Source organism: Streptomyces sp. NPDC001732, assembly GCF_053596315.1.
Map to the genome: position 1 here is coordinate 1 of NZ_JBSFFY010000103.1, position 13,623 is coordinate 13,623.

Genomic DNA, 13,623 nt, shown 5'->3' on the forward strand with positions numbered 1-13,623 from the left:
GCACCTGAAGCCACGAACGGCAGCCACTTGTCAGCCACACCCAGCTCCCCTGGGTGTCCTCACCCTACGAACGGGAGGATCAACCCGTTCAAGAAGGTAGAGCCACTTGTCCCCGGGCCGCGGGCGACGGCGGCGCAGTCCGTTCGCGTAGGCCTGGCCGAACTTCAGACACCAGCGGCGGACCGTCTCATAGGAGACGATCACACCGCGCTCGAGCATCAGCTCCTCCACCTCGCGGAACGACAGCGGGAAGCGGAAGTACAGCCACACACAGTGGGAGATCACCTCGACCGGGTACCGGTGCCCCCTGTACGACGGCGACACGCTCCCCACGGACGATCCCCCTCCACCGTGATCAACCCGAGGATCCTCCCACGCCACCCGCCAACGTGACAGCGCCCCAGATGGTCTTCCAGGACCCGTACCTCTCGCTGGACCCCCGGGTGACGGTGGCGGACTGCGTGGCCGAGGTGCTGCGGCTGCACACCCGGCTCGCCCCGGCGGCCCGCACCGCCCGGGTGCGGGAGCTCCTGAACCAGGTCGGTCTCGGCGAGCGCGAGGCGGCGGCACTGCCCCGGCGGCTGTCCGGCGGTCAGCACCAGCGCGTGGCCATCGCGCGGGCTCTCGCGGTCGAGCCGCGGGTGCTCGTACTCGACGAGGCGGTCGCGGCGCTGGACGTGTCCATCCAGGCCCAGATCCTCGATCTGCTCGCCACGATCCGCCGCGAGGCGGGGATCGCCTACCTCTTCGTCACGCACGACCTCGCCGTGGTCCGCCACATCGCCGATGAGGTGCTGGTCCTCAAGGCGGGGCAGGTCGTGGAATCGGGGCCGGCGGGCCAGGTCCTGGACACCCCTGACCATCCATACACGCGTCTGCTGCTCGACTCGGTGCCCCGGCGCGGCTGGAACCCAGCCGCAGCGACACCGCTCCGCCGCGCCCTCAGCTGACAGTCATCCCCCGTCGGGCACTCACCGGAATACCCCGGCTTCCGACGAGGGCACGCCTGACGCACCCCTTGCAGCCAGCCTCAGGAACCGGCGGACCACATCTGGCGGCCGTCGACCCACGTGGAGCGGACCGGGATCTCGGAGATGCCGTCCGGGTCGGTGTCGAACGGGCTGGCGCCCAGCACCACGAAGTCGGCGAGCATCCCCGGCGCCAGGCGGCCCTTGAGGTGGGACTCGCCTGTGGCGTACGCGGATCCGGCCGTGTACACCTCGAGTGCCTGGGCGACCGTCAGCCGCTGGTCGGCGCCGAGTACCCGGCCTTCGGCGGTGCGCCGGGTGACCATGGTCTGGACGGCGAGCAACGGGTTGAGCGGCCCGGCCGGGTAGTCAGAGGATCCCGCGACCGTGATGCCAGCTTCCAGCAGGGTGCGGTGCGCACACGCCCGCTCGGCGCGCTCGTCGCCGTAGTAGCAGCTGAGCTTGGCGCCATGTCCGTGGACGAAGGCGCCGAACGGGACGGGGGTGACCCTGTTGCGTCGGATGCGTTCGACCAGGACGTCGTCCACCAGGCTGCAGTGCTCGATCCGGTGGTTGACCGTGTTCTGCGGGTGCAGGGCGCGGGCCCGCTCGATGGCGTCCAGCACCTTGGCGACCGCCAGGTCACCGTTGGCATGGACGCCGACCCGCAGCCCGGCGGCGTGCACCGCCTCCACCATGGCCGCCAACTCCTCGTCACCCATCACCTGGATGCCGTTGTCACCGCCGGTCTCCGCCCGGTACGGCCTGCTGCACAGGCAGGTACCGCCCGCCAGCGCACCGTCGGCCATCAGCTTGACACCGACCACCCGCACCCACTCGTCGCCGAAGCCAGCGCGCAGCCCGGTCCGGCGCAACTCGTCGAGGTACCGGTACCACAGCAGCATGCCGACCCGGGCGGTGAGCCGCCCGCGCTCGGACGCGAGTTGGTACAGCTGCAGTTCCTTGGGGGTGACCAGGGCGTCGCACCAGGAGGTGATGCCGGTGGCGTGCAGTTCGGCGCAGACCTCTCCCAGCGGCTCGACGAGGTCCTCGATGCTGTGGCTGGGCAGGAACTCGAGGTCACCGACGGCCCGGTACCACTGGTCGAACCAGGCCCGCTCGTACATCCAGCCGTCCAGCCGCCCGGTGGCGTCCCGGCCCAGGTCGCCGCCGGCCGGTGCGGGATCGTGGTCGTGGAATCCGGCGAGTTCCAGCGCGGGCGAGTTGGCGATGGCCATGTGGTAAGAGAAATGGATGACCACCACCGGGCGGCCCGGGGCCAAGGCGTCCAGGGCGGCACGGTCGAGTCGGCCCTCGGGGTCGGCACGCGGGTCGTAGCCCTCGGCGGTCACCCAGCCGCCGGGCGGGGTGACCGCGACGGCGGCGGTGATGCGCTCGCGCGGCGGTACGGAAGTGTCTCCGCTGCCCAGGTGGAGGCCCAGCTTGGCCTCGGCGAGGCCGGAGGGGTGGCAGTGCGCGTCGTGGAAGCCGGGTAGGACGTGGCCGTCACCGAGGTCGATGCGCTCGGCGGCGGGGAAGGCCGCGGACAGCTCGGCCGGACTGCCGGTGGCAACGATCCGGCCGGCCAGGACGGCAAGGGCCTGCGTCTGCGGTCCGGCGAGCGTGGTGATCGCGCGGGCGTGGAAGATCCGCACCTTCTCCTCCCGATACGGTGCGGCGGCCGAGAGCGGGGAGACGGACTGCGGAAAGGCGGTTGGGGTTGTCATGGCGGGCTCCTCAGACTGCGGCGGGGGCGGAGACGGATGAGGGGGCGGACAGCTCGTCCGGGGGCACGGGCGCACCGCTGCAGGCCCGCAGCACCAGCTCCACGGCGACTGCGACCACGACATTGACGGCCAATGAGATCAGCCCGGCGCTGATGGCGCCGTGGTAGGAGCTGCCGAAGGTCAGCCAGATCAGTACCGCCTCGCCGGCGGCGATGCCGGCGCCAGCGGACCAGGCGCGCAGCAGCGGGCGGCGGGTGAGCGCGGCGGCGGGGGCGGGCGCCATCTGTCCCAGGCCGCTGTACGTGAGCAGCAGCAGGTTGGCCAACGCGTCCGGGCGAGTGATCGCGAGCACCAGCGCGAGGGCGATGGCGATGACGACCGTGCCGTGGTTGACCATCAGCCCTGCGCGGGCGCCGCGCGGGCGCAGCACATTGCGGGCGACCAGGGTGGACATGCCGAGCACGATGCCCGCGGCGGGCACCATGGCGGTCGCGGCGGCGGCCACCGCGATGACGCCGAGCAGCCAGTCGGGCATCGCGCCGGAGGCCAGCTGCAGCAGGACGCCGTTGGCGGCGGGCGAGGCCACGCCGCTGAGCGTGGTCAGCGCGGTGAAGCCGACGATCATCGGGATGGCCTGGGTGGCGCTGTACACCGGCATCCAGATGCTGTTCTGGCGCAGCGCTCGCTCGCTGCCAGCCGCCAGCAGGGCCGGCCAGCTCTGCGGCATCGTCAGGAAGAGGATGCTGAAGAGGCTGGTGAGCATAGCGGTGAAGAACCACACCTGGCCGTGCGCCCCGCCGGCGGGCACGCTCAGCAGCTCCGAGTGGTGGTCACGCAGTTGGGCGCCGAGGTGGCCGATGCCGCCGTTGAAGTGCGCGGGGACCATCACCAGCAGCACCAGCAGCGCGACGACCATCAGACCGTCCTTGAGATAGGCCGCCTTGGCGACACCCTGGATACCGGACCACAGCACAAAGGCGGCCACCAGCACCGAAGCCGCGATCATGGCGGGGGTGCCGGCGCCCTCGTTGCCGGTTGCCAGCTCGATGACCAGGCCGAGTCCGGTGATCTGCAGCTGCAGATACGGCAGCAGGAAGACAACGCCGAGGAGAGAGGTGAGCCCGCCGAACAGCTGGCTTCCGTAGCGGTCGGCGAAGAAGTCGCCCTGGGTGAGATAGCCGCGGTCGCGTCCCATCCGCCAGATGACGGGGGCGATGGCGTACAGGCCGACATAGGCGAGCGGCAGGTAGGGCAGCGCGTAGGTGACGGCCACACCCGAGGTGAAGGCGAGTCCGGCGAGGCCGAGGAAGGTGAAGGTGGTGTAGATCTCGCCGGCCTGCAGCAGCCAGGTCGTGAAGGCACCGAAGTTGCGTCCTCCGACACTCCACTCCTCCAGGCTGGCGGCAGGCCGGCGGCGGCCGAGAAGGCCGAGGGCACCGATGGCGGCCATGCCCAGGATGCAGACGAACAGAGTGACGGACATCAGAGCTCCTCCCCGGTCAGGGCGGCGGCCGCCTTGAGGCGGCAGCGCTCCACATAGGCCAGCGCGGGGGTCAGTGCGAGCACCCACCCGCCGGACCAGACCAACAGCGAGGGCAACCCCAGCCATAGCTGGGGACCGTTCACGAAGGGCAGCCACACGGCCGCCAGCAGCGCCACCACGGGCACCGCGAGAAGTGTCAGCGCAAGGGGCATGTTCGTGCTCCGGATTCCGGAAAGGGCTCCAGCCCGCGTTGCTTGCGGAGCGGGATCGGATCGCAGCAGCATCGGACGGCTCTGGCATTCAGGTCTTGATTTCGCAGCAAACCGGCGTTCAGATGGCGTCCATGAAGTTTTCCGCCGACCTGGACGAGACGGACTTTGCGCTCGTCACCGCGCTGCAGTCCGCCCCGCGGGCCTCCTGGGCACTGATCGGCCGGGCACTGGGCATCAGCCCGGTCACCGCCGCCCGGCGCTGGGAGCGGCTGCGGAAGACCGGGCTGGCCTGGGTGACCGCGTACGGCGGCGACTTCGTCGCCCGGCACCATGTGGTGGCATTCGTCGAGGTGGACTGCGTGCCCTCGCGGCTGTCCTCGGTCGTGGCCGGGCTGGTGGAGCAGCCACACGTGGCCAGCGTGGAGCACACCTCGGGGCGGCAGGACCTTCTGCTCACCGTGCTGGTCTCGGACCTGGTGGCGCTCTCCCGGCTGCTCACCGAGGTGATCGGCCGGTTGGAGGGGGTGCTGGCCACCCGCAGCCAGATCGTCACCGAACTGCTCACGGAGGGCTCTCGCTGGGACCTGCGGGCCCTTGACCTCAACCAGCGGCAGGTGATGCGCGACGGTCGCGACGACCTGGCGGTCCAGGCGTCCGACCCCACCCCCGCGGCGGAGGACATCCCGCTGATGCTGGCACTCGGCCACGATGGACGGCTCGGCTATCAGGAGCTGGCGGAGCTCACGGGGATGAGCGAGTCGACCGCCCGGCGGCGCACCACGCGGCTGCTGCGCACCGGCGTGCTGCTGCCGCGGTGCGAGATCGCACACTCGCGGTCCAACTACCCGGTTTTCGTCACCTACCGGGTGAACGTCCCGTCGGCCGCATTGGCGCGCGTGGGCTCCGGGCTGTCAGGGGTGACGTCGGTTCGGATGTGCGCCTCGATCTCCTCGGCACACAACCTGGTGGTCAACGGCTGGGTGCGGTCGGTGCCGGACAGCCGACGCTTGGAGGAGTACCTGGTGGAACGGTTCCCGGAGATCACGGTGACCGACCGGTCACTCACGCTGGCGAACTTCAAACGGATGGGCTGGATCCTGGACGATGAAGGCCGCGCGGTACGCCCGGTTCCCATCGACCTGTGGCGTGCACCCGCCATAGTGTGACGGCGGGCATTGTCACGTTGTTGGCTGCGTGTGCCTCTGACGGTGTGTCGGGTGTGGTGGGGCCGGGTTCCGGCTCCGTGCTCAGGCCGCGGCAGGCTGGCCGGCGACGCCGGTGGCCTGGTCCCGGATGGCGAAGCGGACGGTCATCTCGGTGCGGTGGTCGGGGGCGGTCATCCGGTGCCGGTGTGGCCGGAAGTGGGGTGAGATGCCGCTGAACGCGGACAGGAATCTCTGAGCTCCGCCGACGCTGCGGAAGCCTTTCATGGCGCGTTCGCGCTGGCTCGTTGGCTGGTGGGAGTTCTCGGCCCGGTTGTTCAGGCCCTTGTGGGAGCGGTGCTCGACGGAGGGCATCACCTCGCGGTGGGCCGCCCCGTAGGAACGGAGCCTGTCCGTGACGATCATCCTTGGCACGGCCCCGATTCCTTTGAGGAGCCGACGGTAGAAGCGCCTGGCCGCGGCCTTGTTGCGCCGGTTCTGGACGAGGATGTCCAGCACGTTGCCGTCCTGGTCGACTGCACGCCAGAGGTACTTCTGCTCGCCGTTGATCGTGATGAAGACCTCGTCCAGGTGCCCCTTGTCGCCCGGCTGCACACGTCGGCGGCGCAGGCCGTTGGCGCAGGCCTGCCCGAACTTCGCGCACCAGCGGCGGACGGTCTCGTGGGAGACGAGCACACCGCGCTCGAGCATCAGCTCCTCGACCTCGCGGAACGGCGGCGGGAAGCGGAAGTACAGCCACGCACAGTGCGTAATGATCTCCACCGGGTACCGGTGCCCCTTGTACGACGGCGGCGTACTGCCCACGGACGACCCCTCCCAGCATGACCAACCAGAAGATCATCCCAACCGGTCAGTCAACGTGACAGTGCCCCGTTCGATCCTCACGTTCCAAGATCGGGTGAGATACGGCTTCTCAGCCTCACTGCGCATACGGTAACTTGAACGCGTTCAACTCCAAGGGGTTGGGGGCGTGGTGGAGGAATGCCAGGGCGTGTCCGCTCGGCAGCGGGCCTGGGTCGTGGCGGGGGTTGTGGCGGCAGGGGGAGCGGTGGCCCTAGGCAGTTTCTTCAAATGATCTTCGGTGGTGGATCATGGTGTCGTGATACGTCGCCATGAACTGTCCGATGCCGAGTGGGAGTTCGTCCGGCCGCTGCTGCCCGAGACGTTGCGGGGGGCGGAAGCGGCTGGACGACCGGCGGGTCCTGAACGGAATCGTGTGGAAGTTCCGGACCGGGACCGCCTGGCGGGACGTGCCTGAGCGTTACGGGCCGTGGGCCACGCTGCACACCCGTTTTCGCAGGTGGGCGACGGACGGCACGTTCGACCGGATGCTGCGGGCCGCCCAGGCGAAAGCGGACGCGGCGGGCGACATCGAGTGGCTGGTGTCGGTCGACTCCACGGCCGTCCGGGCCCACCAGCATGCGGCCGGGGCCCGAAAAGGGGGCTTCGCGACCCGGCCCTCGGCCGGTCCAGAGGCGGCCTGACCAGCAAGATCAACCTGGCCTGTGACGGCAGGGGCCGCCCGCTCGGCTTCGTCGTGACGGGCGGCAACATCAACGACTGCACCCGGTTCACCGCCGTGATGGAAGCGATCCGGGTGCCCCGGCCGGCCCGTGGTACTGGCACCTGCTGGAGGCTGAGCTGCGTGGGCGGGGCCATGACGTGGTGGCGGTGGACCTGCCCTGCGACGACGACTCGGCCGGGCTGGCCGAGTACGCCGACACCGTGGTCGACGCCATCGGTGAACGCACCAACCTGATCTTGGTGGCCCATTCCTTTCGGCGAGCAATGCTCAAGACTTGTGGATCGGACTCGGGAGGGGGCCTCGCGGAACGCGGAGGGCGTGCCTTCCCGAGTGATCGACTTCTGGTCATCGAGTAGGCCCGCGTTGCAGCGCGGGTCGGGAAGGCACGCCCGTGCTGAGCGTAGTCAACGAGGACGGCACCACCCAGAGCGGCTCCCTGATGGACGACATCGTCCGTGAGGGCGCCCGTCGGATGCTCGCCGCGGCCCTGGAAGCCGAAGTCAACCAGTACATAGCTGAGTTGGCGGGCGAGCGGGACGAGGCCGGTCGCCGTCTGGTGGTCCGCAACGGCCACCACCGCGAGCGGACGGTGACCACCGCCGCCGGGCCGATTGCGGTGAGGGCACCGCGGGTGAACGACAAGCGGGTCGACGGCGAGACGGGCGAGCGCAAGCGGTTCTCGTCCAAGATCCTCGCCCCCTGGTGCCGGAAGTCCCCGAAGATCAGCGAGGTCCTGCCTCTGCTCTACTTGCACGGTCTGTCTTCCGGCGACTTCGTGCCCGCGATGGAGCAGTTCCTCGGCTCGGCCGCCGGGCTCTCGCCGGCCACGGTGACCCGGCTGACCAAGCAGTGGAGCGACGACCACGCCGCCTTCCAGGACCGGGACCTGTCCGGACCCGACTACGTGTACGTGTGGGCCGACGGCGTCCACCCCAAGGTCCGCCTCGGCCAGGCCCGCTCCTGCGTCCTGGTCCTCATGGGCGTGCGCACCGACGGCAGTAAGGAGCTGATCGCGCTCGCCGAGGGCCTGCGCGAGTCGACCGAGTCCTGGGCCGACCTCCTGCGGGACTGCCGCCGGCGCGGCATGCGCGATCCCGAGCTCGTCGTCGGCGACGGAGCGATGGGGCTGTGGCGGGCCCTGGCCGAGGTGTTTCCGCAGGCCAGACATCAAAGGTGCTGGGTTCACAAAACCCGGAACGTGGTCAACGCCCTGCCGAAATCGGCCCAGCCCGGCGCGAAGAAGGCGCTGCAGGAGATCTGCAACGCCGAGGACCGCGATCACGCCGAGAAAGCGGTGAAGGACTTCGGGCGCGCCTACGGCGCGAAGTGGCCCAAGGCCGTCAAGAAGATCACCGACGACGTCGATGAACTCCTGGCGTTCTACGACTTCCCGGCCCAGCGCTGGGTCCACCTGCGCACGACGAATCCGATCGAGTCGACCTTCAGCACGGTGAAGCTGCGGACCAAGGTCACCCGCGGCGCCGGCAGCCCGGCCGCGGCCCTGGCGATGGTGTTCAAGCTCGCCGAGTCCGCCCAGACCCGCTGGCGCGCGATCACCGCACCCCACCTCGTGCCCCTGGTCCGCACGGGCGCCCGGTTCGAGAGTGGCGTCCTGGTCGAACGTTCGCGGGGCGCTGCCTGATCTTGTGGCGGCTGGTCGAATAGGGCAATTACTCAGACAGGAGGGGGCTGCCATGACGAAGGTCAGCCGGATTGTGCGGTCTCACGCTGACGGAGCACGTCGTAGCCCACGAACTCAAACAGTCGGGTGCTGGTGCGCAGAGGTCGAGGCGTGCCGGTAAACCGGTGCACACCGACCCCGTAGCCAGCACCCGGTTCGGACAGCCACTGCAGCTCGAAACCCTGCTCGTCGAACCGATCGCAGATCATGGGCACTCGGTCGGGGGCGGCACGGTTGCGAGTCCAGATGACGCTGCCACCGGTCTTGCACAACTGGTTGCAGGCGCCGATGGTGCCCTCGATGTCGCTGTCGGTGATGTTTCCGAAGACACCGCAGACGAGAACGAGGTCCGCGGGGGTCATGTCCCGGTACTGGTCGATGAGGGAGGCGTCGCCCGTCACTACCTCGACCTGGTCCAGCTTTGCCAGGCGGGCCGTCTCCGAAGCCACGGCGGTGTTGCGGGCGTCCAACTCGACAAGCCGCGCCCGCACCTCGTGGCGGCGCGGATGATCAGACAGGACGCGGAGGAGGTCGCGACCGTCCCCGGCGCACAGACTGATCACCTTCAGCGGTCCGGCCGGGGCATCGTCAAGGGCAGCCCGGGTCTGCGATTGAACGGTCCGCAGCCTCCGTTCCATCCAGGAGTCCGCTACGTCGTACTTGCCATGCCAGGCGTTCCAGTCCATTGCCGCACCCTACGACTGACCACGAGCCGCAGACGATCCAATTTCGATCACCGCAGGGGCAACCGCTGCAGCAGCCAAAAACGAGCCACAGCCCGTCAGATCGCGGCGGTCACGACCTCCGTCTTCGGGACAACCGTCGCCCGACCATCCACAGGTCTTGACAATTATTCGTTCGACAAGGCCGGCCACAAGAGCGCCACACGGTGGAATGCGGGATCAACCGGCTTGAGCGCCACCGAGCCGTCGCCACGCGATGTGACAAGCTCGCCGTCCGTTACGAGGCAACCGTGCTGGTCGCAGCCCATCAACGAGTGGCTTTGACCAGCAGCCGTTCCCAGCCCCCACAGGGTCTGTCCGGTTGATCCCGGACTCTCATCGAGTCGGGCCGGGCTCACGGACTACCCGAGCCGTCGGGCTCGACCACTCGGAAGCGTTCCGCAACGACAAGAGTGTGGTCATCAATGACTGGACTGCGTCCCAGGTACTCGTTCACGCCATCGCTCCGGAAGAACTCTTCGTGGGCTGCCCGCCACTCGGCCACGTCGGAGTAGCCGCGTCCCTCGGCTCGCGCGAAGTCGTCGTCGATCTCCTTCATGGGAACGACGCGCACGTCGACGACCTCGATCGTGACGGCCGGGCGACCCTCGGAATCAAGCACCGAGAATCGCTGACCGGTCATCGGCACTGCCTCCCCGGCGTGCTCGTAAATCTCCAGGAGACCCGTGAGCGCGGTCTTCTGACCGCTCAGGATCGCCGCCACACCACGGTCACGTTCCGGACCGGGGAAAGCGAGTTCAAGGGCCGGAAGGTCGTCATGTCCCATCGAGCGAGGGTACGAAGCCCGGCAGCGTTGATCAAGGGCCACCGCTCCGCTCGACGACATCGCGCCGGGGCGGTCCAAGGCCCTGGAGGTGTCCGGGTTCGTCGATCTCGACACGGTGGATCCGATCTTCTTCGACAAGACGTACTACCTCGGGCCGCGGGCGAGCAGTACGGCAAGGTGTACGCCCTGCTCCAGCGGGCACTGGCGGAGTCGAACAAGGCGGCATCGCGACCTTCGTGATGCCCGGGCGCGAGTACCTCGTCGCTGTGAAGGCCGAGGACGAGCTGCTGACCCTGCACGCCCTGCACTGGAGGGACGAGATCCGCGACCCTCACCAGGAGGTCCCCGACCTGCCGGGCAGGACGGAGCCGACCGCGGCCGAGGTGAAGATGGCCCACCAGCTCATCGATGCCCTCACCACCGACTGGGATCCCGATGCCTTCCACGACACCTTCCAGGAGAAGGTCAAGGCGCTGGTCGAGGCCAAGTCCTCCGGTGAGACGGTGGAGAAGGCCGAGCCGGCCGCGAAGCCCACCGGCGTCGTCGACCTCGTGGAAGCCTTGCGCGCCAGCGTCGAGCGGGCCCGCTCCATCAAGGACACGGGCGAGAAGGCCAGCACGTCTCACACCGCCCGCGGCAAGAAGCCCGCACCGAAGAAGCGCGCCACCAGCACATCGAAGGGCGGATCGCTTCGGTCTCTAACGAAGGCCGAACTGTACGAGAAGGCCACCAAGGCCGGTATCAAAGGGCGTTCCAGCATGACCCATGACGAGCTCGCCGACGCCCTCGACCACGCCAGGGGCACATGAGGGCCTCCTCACATGCCGTATTCGTGGTGCAGGCTCGCTCCGTGTGTCAGGCCCCCGAAGAACGTCTCGGGCATGGAGACGTCGGTGCCGGCCAGCACGTCGACGCTGGCGGTATCCAGAGCGCGCACGGTGGCGTACACGGAACCCCTCCGGGGTGGGCCACGTCTTCTTTGCAGAAGATCATGGTCATAGGAGAGGACACAAGGTGAGTGACCGCGAGCGGGGCCAGGACACCGAACCCGCGCCCACCGGAGACGCTTCCTGGTGGGCCGGGCTCAGGCTGACCGGAGGAGTGGTCCTCGCTGTGAGCGGGACAGGGCTGCTCTTGTGGCTGATCCTGCACGGAGGCACGGCTGACAACGACTGGTCCCACTACTACGGGGCCAGCAAGATCCTGGCCATCGGATGCGTCATTGTCGGCACGACGCTCCTGGCCCGCCGCCGCTACTGACTTCGGCGTGTCAGGGTGATGTTGGGGTGTCGGGGGTCAGGCTGGTGCCGGCTATGAAGCCGTCGAGGGTGTCGGGCCGGTACTGGAGGTGGTTGAGTCGGTTGCGGACGTGGGTTTCGAGTCGGTCGAGGGCGACGACGGCGAGGTTGGCCAGACTGTGCTTGACGTGTGCCCAGAACCATTCCGCGGGGTTGAGGTCGGGCGAGTAGGCGGGCAGCAGGAACACCGTCAGCCAGTCGCGCTGGTCGATCAGCTCGCGCATGGCGTGGGAGACGTGGTGTTCAGGCGGTCCCACACCAGCACGATCGGTGCCTTGACCAGGTGGTGGACGCCGTCGATCAGGGCGATGAAGTCGCGCTCGCCCATGCTGCGGCGTTTGCCCTTGCCTGCGGGGTGGGTGCGCAGGCAGTGGCACAGCCCGGTGCGGGAGCCGGGCCGCATGGCGGTCAGTCCGGCCACCGACAGGCGTCCCGAGCGCCGCCCGCTCACCGTCACGACCGGGGTGTGTCCACGCCGGCCCCAGGTGCGTCGTTTGGGCGGCCGGCGGGTGAAGCCTGCCTCGTCGCTGAGTAGGCCCGGGGCGCGGTTTCGGAATTACTCCCGGCCCGTTTCCCCGGACCTCTCGCCGAACCCGCCGTGCCCAGCCCCGCACTGCAGATCGTCATCGACCACAACGCCTGCGACCCATACACCCTGGGCACCTACGCGGATCCCTCCACACTCTTCGACATGGTCGACCAGGAGCTGCGCCGCCTGGGTGTGCCGGGCGACCTGCTGCCCGGCGGATACCTCTTCGGCGGACTGCCGCACGGCTTTCCCGGCATACCGCGCCCGGTGGACGGGTACCCGGCCATCGGCCACCTGCCGCTGGACAGGGCCAAACCCGCCGCAGACCCCTACGGTGACGTCCTGGCCCACATGGCCCCGGACTTCTGGGCCGACGTCCAGGAGCTCACGGAGAAACTCGACTTCGAGCACGAGGAATGGTGGTACGCGAAGCACAGAGCCGCCGGGTACACGCAGGAGACCCTCTTCTTCAGCCTCACGTGATGCCGCGGCCTCGGGGGCGGGGTCAGCCCCAGGTCTCGCCGCCGACCTGGTCCGGTCCGAACCAGCGGGAGGTGACGGAGGCGAGTGCCGGTACCGGGCCGCCCTCCAGTCCGAGATGGCCCAGCGCGTGCTTGAAAGTGTGGACCACGCAGGTTCGCACCGGAAGCGTCGGCCCGCCGGGTTCCCCGCAGTCGTTGGTGGACAGCGGCCGGTTCTGCGGGCTCGCCAGGGCGAAGCAGGCCAGCGGTGTGCGGTGGTCCTCGTACTGGAAGTAGTCGGTGATCGCCCGGTTGCCGAAGTCCATGTGATCGAAGACGACGGCGATGTCCTCGGCGCCGTACGGGGCGGACCGCAGCGCCGGCAGCAGGTCGAGCACCTTCTCGCCGGAGGCGAGCAGCCGGGCCTCCTCGCGCGAAGGGCCCCAGGGCGGGGGATCATCGTCCGGATCCGGCACCTCTCCCGGGTACTCCTCGGTCCGCAGCACCGTACCGACGGGAGGCCGGTCCCAGCGGGCCTGGCCGCTGACGCTGCCCCAGTTGAGGCTCGCGTTGACGCAGAGCCTGCCCGCGACGAGCGCCCACGGGGTCCGGACCACGCGCTCGCGCGCCAGCTCGACCGCGAGCCGACCGAACGCCTCCGGCCGCAGGAGAGTCGGTTCCGGGGGCGCGATGAAGGCGTCGGTCCATATTCCCATGCCCCCTTGTAGCAACGGGGGACGGCCCGGCGCGACCGCGTTTCCGGGAAACACGATCGCGCGGCGGGTGAAGGCGGAGCGGGAGGGGCCGCTGGACGGGGCGTCAGTACCCCTTGGCCGTCGATGCGTCCTGCTGCGGTGCCGCCTGGGCACGGCCTGCCTGGGCGCGGGCCCGGCCACTCTCCGGTCCGGCGCGCGGCGGCATCGGGCTCGGTCACGCGGAAGGTGGCTGCTGCATGGCTATGTGCGTCATGGGTTGATCAACTCCTGCCTCGCCGGCCCGCACGGCCGGCGAGGAGAAGCCGCCCGGGGCCGGTTCAGCCGGTGATGGAGAAGAAGATCGATCCGTCT

The 13,623-nt window shown here is 69.3% G+C and carries 13 protein-coding genes and 6 pseudogenes; 9 read left to right on the forward strand and 10 right to left on the reverse strand.

The annotated features are described in order from the left end of the window. Positions 1 to 102 precede the first annotated feature (102 nt). Positions 103 to 333, reverse strand: a pseudogene (locus tag ACWCXX_RS38395) (IS6 family transposase); the annotation flags it as partial. Positions 334 to 401: 68 nt separating this feature from the next. On the opposite strand from ACWCXX_RS38395, the pseudogene ACWCXX_RS38400 reads away from it, so the two are divergent. Further along, a pseudogene (locus tag ACWCXX_RS38400) lies at positions 402 to 950 on the forward strand (ATP-binding cassette domain-containing protein); the annotation flags it as partial. 80 nt (positions 951 to 1,030) lie between these two features. Here ACWCXX_RS38400 and ACWCXX_RS38405 read toward each other — a convergent pair. From ACWCXX_RS38405 to ACWCXX_RS38415, 3 genes are read right to left on the reverse strand one after another with little or no spacing between them, the layout of a single operon-like run. After that, positions 1,031 to 2,695 carry an amidohydrolase gene (locus tag ACWCXX_RS38405; protein ID WP_451135572.1) on the reverse strand — a complete coding sequence of 555 codons (1,665 nt, stop codon included), beginning with the start codon at positions 2,693 to 2,695 and terminating at the stop codon, positions 1,031 to 1,033. Positions 2,696 to 2,705: 10 nt separating this feature from the next. Continuing rightward, complete coding sequence (locus ACWCXX_RS38410) at positions 2,706 to 4,178, reverse strand: sodium:solute symporter family protein (protein ID WP_451135574.1); 1,473 nt, start codon at positions 4,176 to 4,178, stop codon at positions 2,706 to 2,708. Then, on the reverse strand, positions 4,178 to 4,390 hold the full coding sequence (locus ACWCXX_RS38415; RefSeq protein WP_451135576.1) for a hypothetical protein: 213 nt from the start codon (positions 4,388 to 4,390) through the stop codon (positions 4,178 to 4,180). The genes ACWCXX_RS38410 and ACWCXX_RS38415 overlap by 1 nt, the downstream gene beginning before the upstream one ends. Positions 4,391 to 4,521: 131 nt before the next feature. Between ACWCXX_RS38415 and ACWCXX_RS38420 the strand changes: the two genes are divergently transcribed. Further along, positions 4,522 to 5,556 (forward strand): AsnC family transcriptional regulator, encoded by a 1,035-nt coding sequence (locus ACWCXX_RS38420; protein WP_451135577.1) that lies wholly within the window; start codon positions 4,522 to 4,524, stop codon positions 5,554 to 5,556. Between the two features lie 81 nt (positions 5,557 to 5,637). On the opposite strand, the gene ACWCXX_RS38425 is transcribed toward ACWCXX_RS38420, so the two are convergent. Then, positions 5,638 to 6,357, reverse strand: coding sequence for an IS6 family transposase (locus ACWCXX_RS38425; protein WP_451135579.1), 720 nt, complete (start codon positions 6,355 to 6,357; stop codon positions 5,638 to 5,640). A 295-nt stretch (positions 6,358 to 6,652) separates the two neighbouring features. On the opposite strand from ACWCXX_RS38425, the pseudogene ACWCXX_RS38430 reads away from it, so the two are divergent. The 3 genes and pseudogenes from ACWCXX_RS38430 to ACWCXX_RS38440 form a co-directional block, all read left to right on the forward strand. Further along, positions 6,653 to 7,171: pseudogene (locus ACWCXX_RS38430) on the forward strand (IS5 family transposase); the annotation flags it as partial. A gap of 23 nt (positions 7,172 to 7,194) precedes the next feature. Continuing rightward, a complete protein-coding gene (locus ACWCXX_RS38435) occupies positions 7,195 to 7,434 on the forward strand; it encodes a hypothetical protein (RefSeq protein ID WP_451135593.1) in 240 nt (79 codons plus the stop codon). Between the two features lie 35 nt (positions 7,435 to 7,469). Continuing rightward, positions 7,470 to 8,720 carry an IS256 family transposase gene (locus tag ACWCXX_RS38440; protein ID WP_451135581.1) on the forward strand — a complete coding sequence of 417 codons (1,251 nt, stop codon included), beginning with the start codon at positions 7,470 to 7,472 and terminating at the stop codon, positions 8,718 to 8,720. Between the two features lie 62 nt (positions 8,721 to 8,782). On the opposite strand, the gene ACWCXX_RS38445 is transcribed toward ACWCXX_RS38440, so the two are convergent. Continuing rightward, positions 8,783 to 9,445, reverse strand: a complete 663-nt coding sequence (locus tag ACWCXX_RS38445; RefSeq protein WP_451135583.1) for a class I SAM-dependent methyltransferase — start codon at positions 9,443 to 9,445, stop codon at positions 8,783 to 8,785. A gap of 191 nt (positions 9,446 to 9,636) precedes the next feature. Between ACWCXX_RS38445 and ACWCXX_RS38450 the strand changes: the two are divergent. Further along, positions 9,637 to 9,766: pseudogene (locus ACWCXX_RS38450) on the forward strand (IS5 family transposase); the annotation flags it as partial. 70 nt (positions 9,767 to 9,836) lie between these two features. On the opposite strand, the gene ACWCXX_RS38455 reads toward ACWCXX_RS38450, so the two are convergent. Then, positions 9,837 to 10,268, reverse strand: coding sequence for an ASCH domain-containing protein (locus tag ACWCXX_RS38455; RefSeq protein WP_451135585.1), 432 nt, complete (start codon positions 10,266 to 10,268; stop codon positions 9,837 to 9,839). A gap of 239 nt (positions 10,269 to 10,507) precedes the next feature. Here ACWCXX_RS38455 and ACWCXX_RS38460 point away from each other — a divergent pair, with 239 nt between their 5' ends. After that, complete coding sequence (locus tag ACWCXX_RS38460) at positions 10,508 to 11,077, forward strand: hypothetical protein (protein ID WP_451135595.1); 570 nt, start codon at positions 10,508 to 10,510, stop codon at positions 11,075 to 11,077. A 20-nt stretch (positions 11,078 to 11,097) separates the two neighbouring features. Here ACWCXX_RS38460 and ACWCXX_RS38465 read toward each other — a convergent pair. Next, positions 11,098 to 11,217: pseudogene (locus ACWCXX_RS38465) on the reverse strand (amidohydrolase family protein); the annotation flags it as partial. 65 nt (positions 11,218 to 11,282) lie between these two features. Here ACWCXX_RS38465 and ACWCXX_RS38470 point away from each other — a divergent pair. Continuing rightward, entirely contained in the window at positions 11,283 to 11,528 is a 246-nt protein-coding gene (locus ACWCXX_RS38470) for a hypothetical protein (protein ID WP_451135587.1), read from the forward strand. A 10-nt stretch (positions 11,529 to 11,538) separates the two neighbouring features. Here the strand turns inward: ACWCXX_RS38470 and ACWCXX_RS38475 are convergent. After that, positions 11,539 to 12,091 (reverse strand): annotated as a pseudogene (locus ACWCXX_RS38475) (transposase); the annotation flags it as partial. Between the two features lie 73 nt (positions 12,092 to 12,164). On the opposite strand from ACWCXX_RS38475, the gene ACWCXX_RS38480 reads away from it, so the two are divergent. Further along, the gene (locus ACWCXX_RS38480) at positions 12,165 to 12,578 is read left to right on the forward strand and encodes a DUF7691 family protein (protein WP_451135589.1); all 414 of its coding nucleotides are present in this window, start codon (positions 12,165 to 12,167) and stop codon (positions 12,576 to 12,578) included. A gap of 22 nt (positions 12,579 to 12,600) precedes the next feature. Here the strand turns inward: ACWCXX_RS38480 and ACWCXX_RS38485 are convergent, their stop codons facing one another. Next, positions 12,601 to 13,272 carry a hypothetical protein gene (locus tag ACWCXX_RS38485; protein WP_451135591.1) on the reverse strand — a complete coding sequence of 224 codons (672 nt, stop codon included), beginning with the start codon at positions 13,270 to 13,272 and terminating at the stop codon, positions 12,601 to 12,603. Positions 13,273 to 13,623 lie beyond the last annotated feature (351 nt).

What these genes read in the sequence shown, in the direction of transcription:
- ACWCXX_RS38405 (WP_451135572.1), bottom strand. Translation starts at nt 2,695, where the DNA reads ATGACAACCCCAACCGCCTTTCCGCAGTCCGTCTCCCCGCTCTCGGCC.
- ACWCXX_RS38410 (WP_451135574.1), bottom strand. Translation starts at nt 4,178, where the DNA reads ATGTCCGTCACTCTGTTCGTCTGCATCCTGGGCATGGCCGCCATCGGT.
- ACWCXX_RS38415 (WP_451135576.1), bottom strand. Translation starts at nt 4,390, where the DNA reads ATGCCCCTTGCGCTGACACTTCTCGCGGTGCCCGTGGTGGCGCTGCTG.
- ACWCXX_RS38420 (WP_451135577.1), top strand. Translation starts at nt 4,522, where the DNA reads ATGAAGTTTTCCGCCGACCTGGACGAGACGGACTTTGCGCTCGTCACC.
- ACWCXX_RS38445 (WP_451135583.1), bottom strand. Translation starts at nt 9,445, where the DNA reads ATGGACTGGAACGCCTGGCATGGCAAGTACGACGTAGCGGACTCCTGG.
- ACWCXX_RS38455 (WP_451135585.1), bottom strand. Translation starts at nt 10,268, where the DNA reads ATGGGACATGACGACCTTCCGGCCCTTGAACTCGCTTTCCCCGGTCCG.
- ACWCXX_RS38460 (WP_451135595.1), top strand. Translation starts at nt 10,508, where the DNA reads ATGCCCGGGCGCGAGTACCTCGTCGCTGTGAAGGCCGAGGACGAGCTG.
- ACWCXX_RS38485 (WP_451135591.1), bottom strand. Translation starts at nt 13,272, where the DNA reads ATGGGAATATGGACCGACGCCTTCATCGCGCCCCCGGAACCGACTCTC.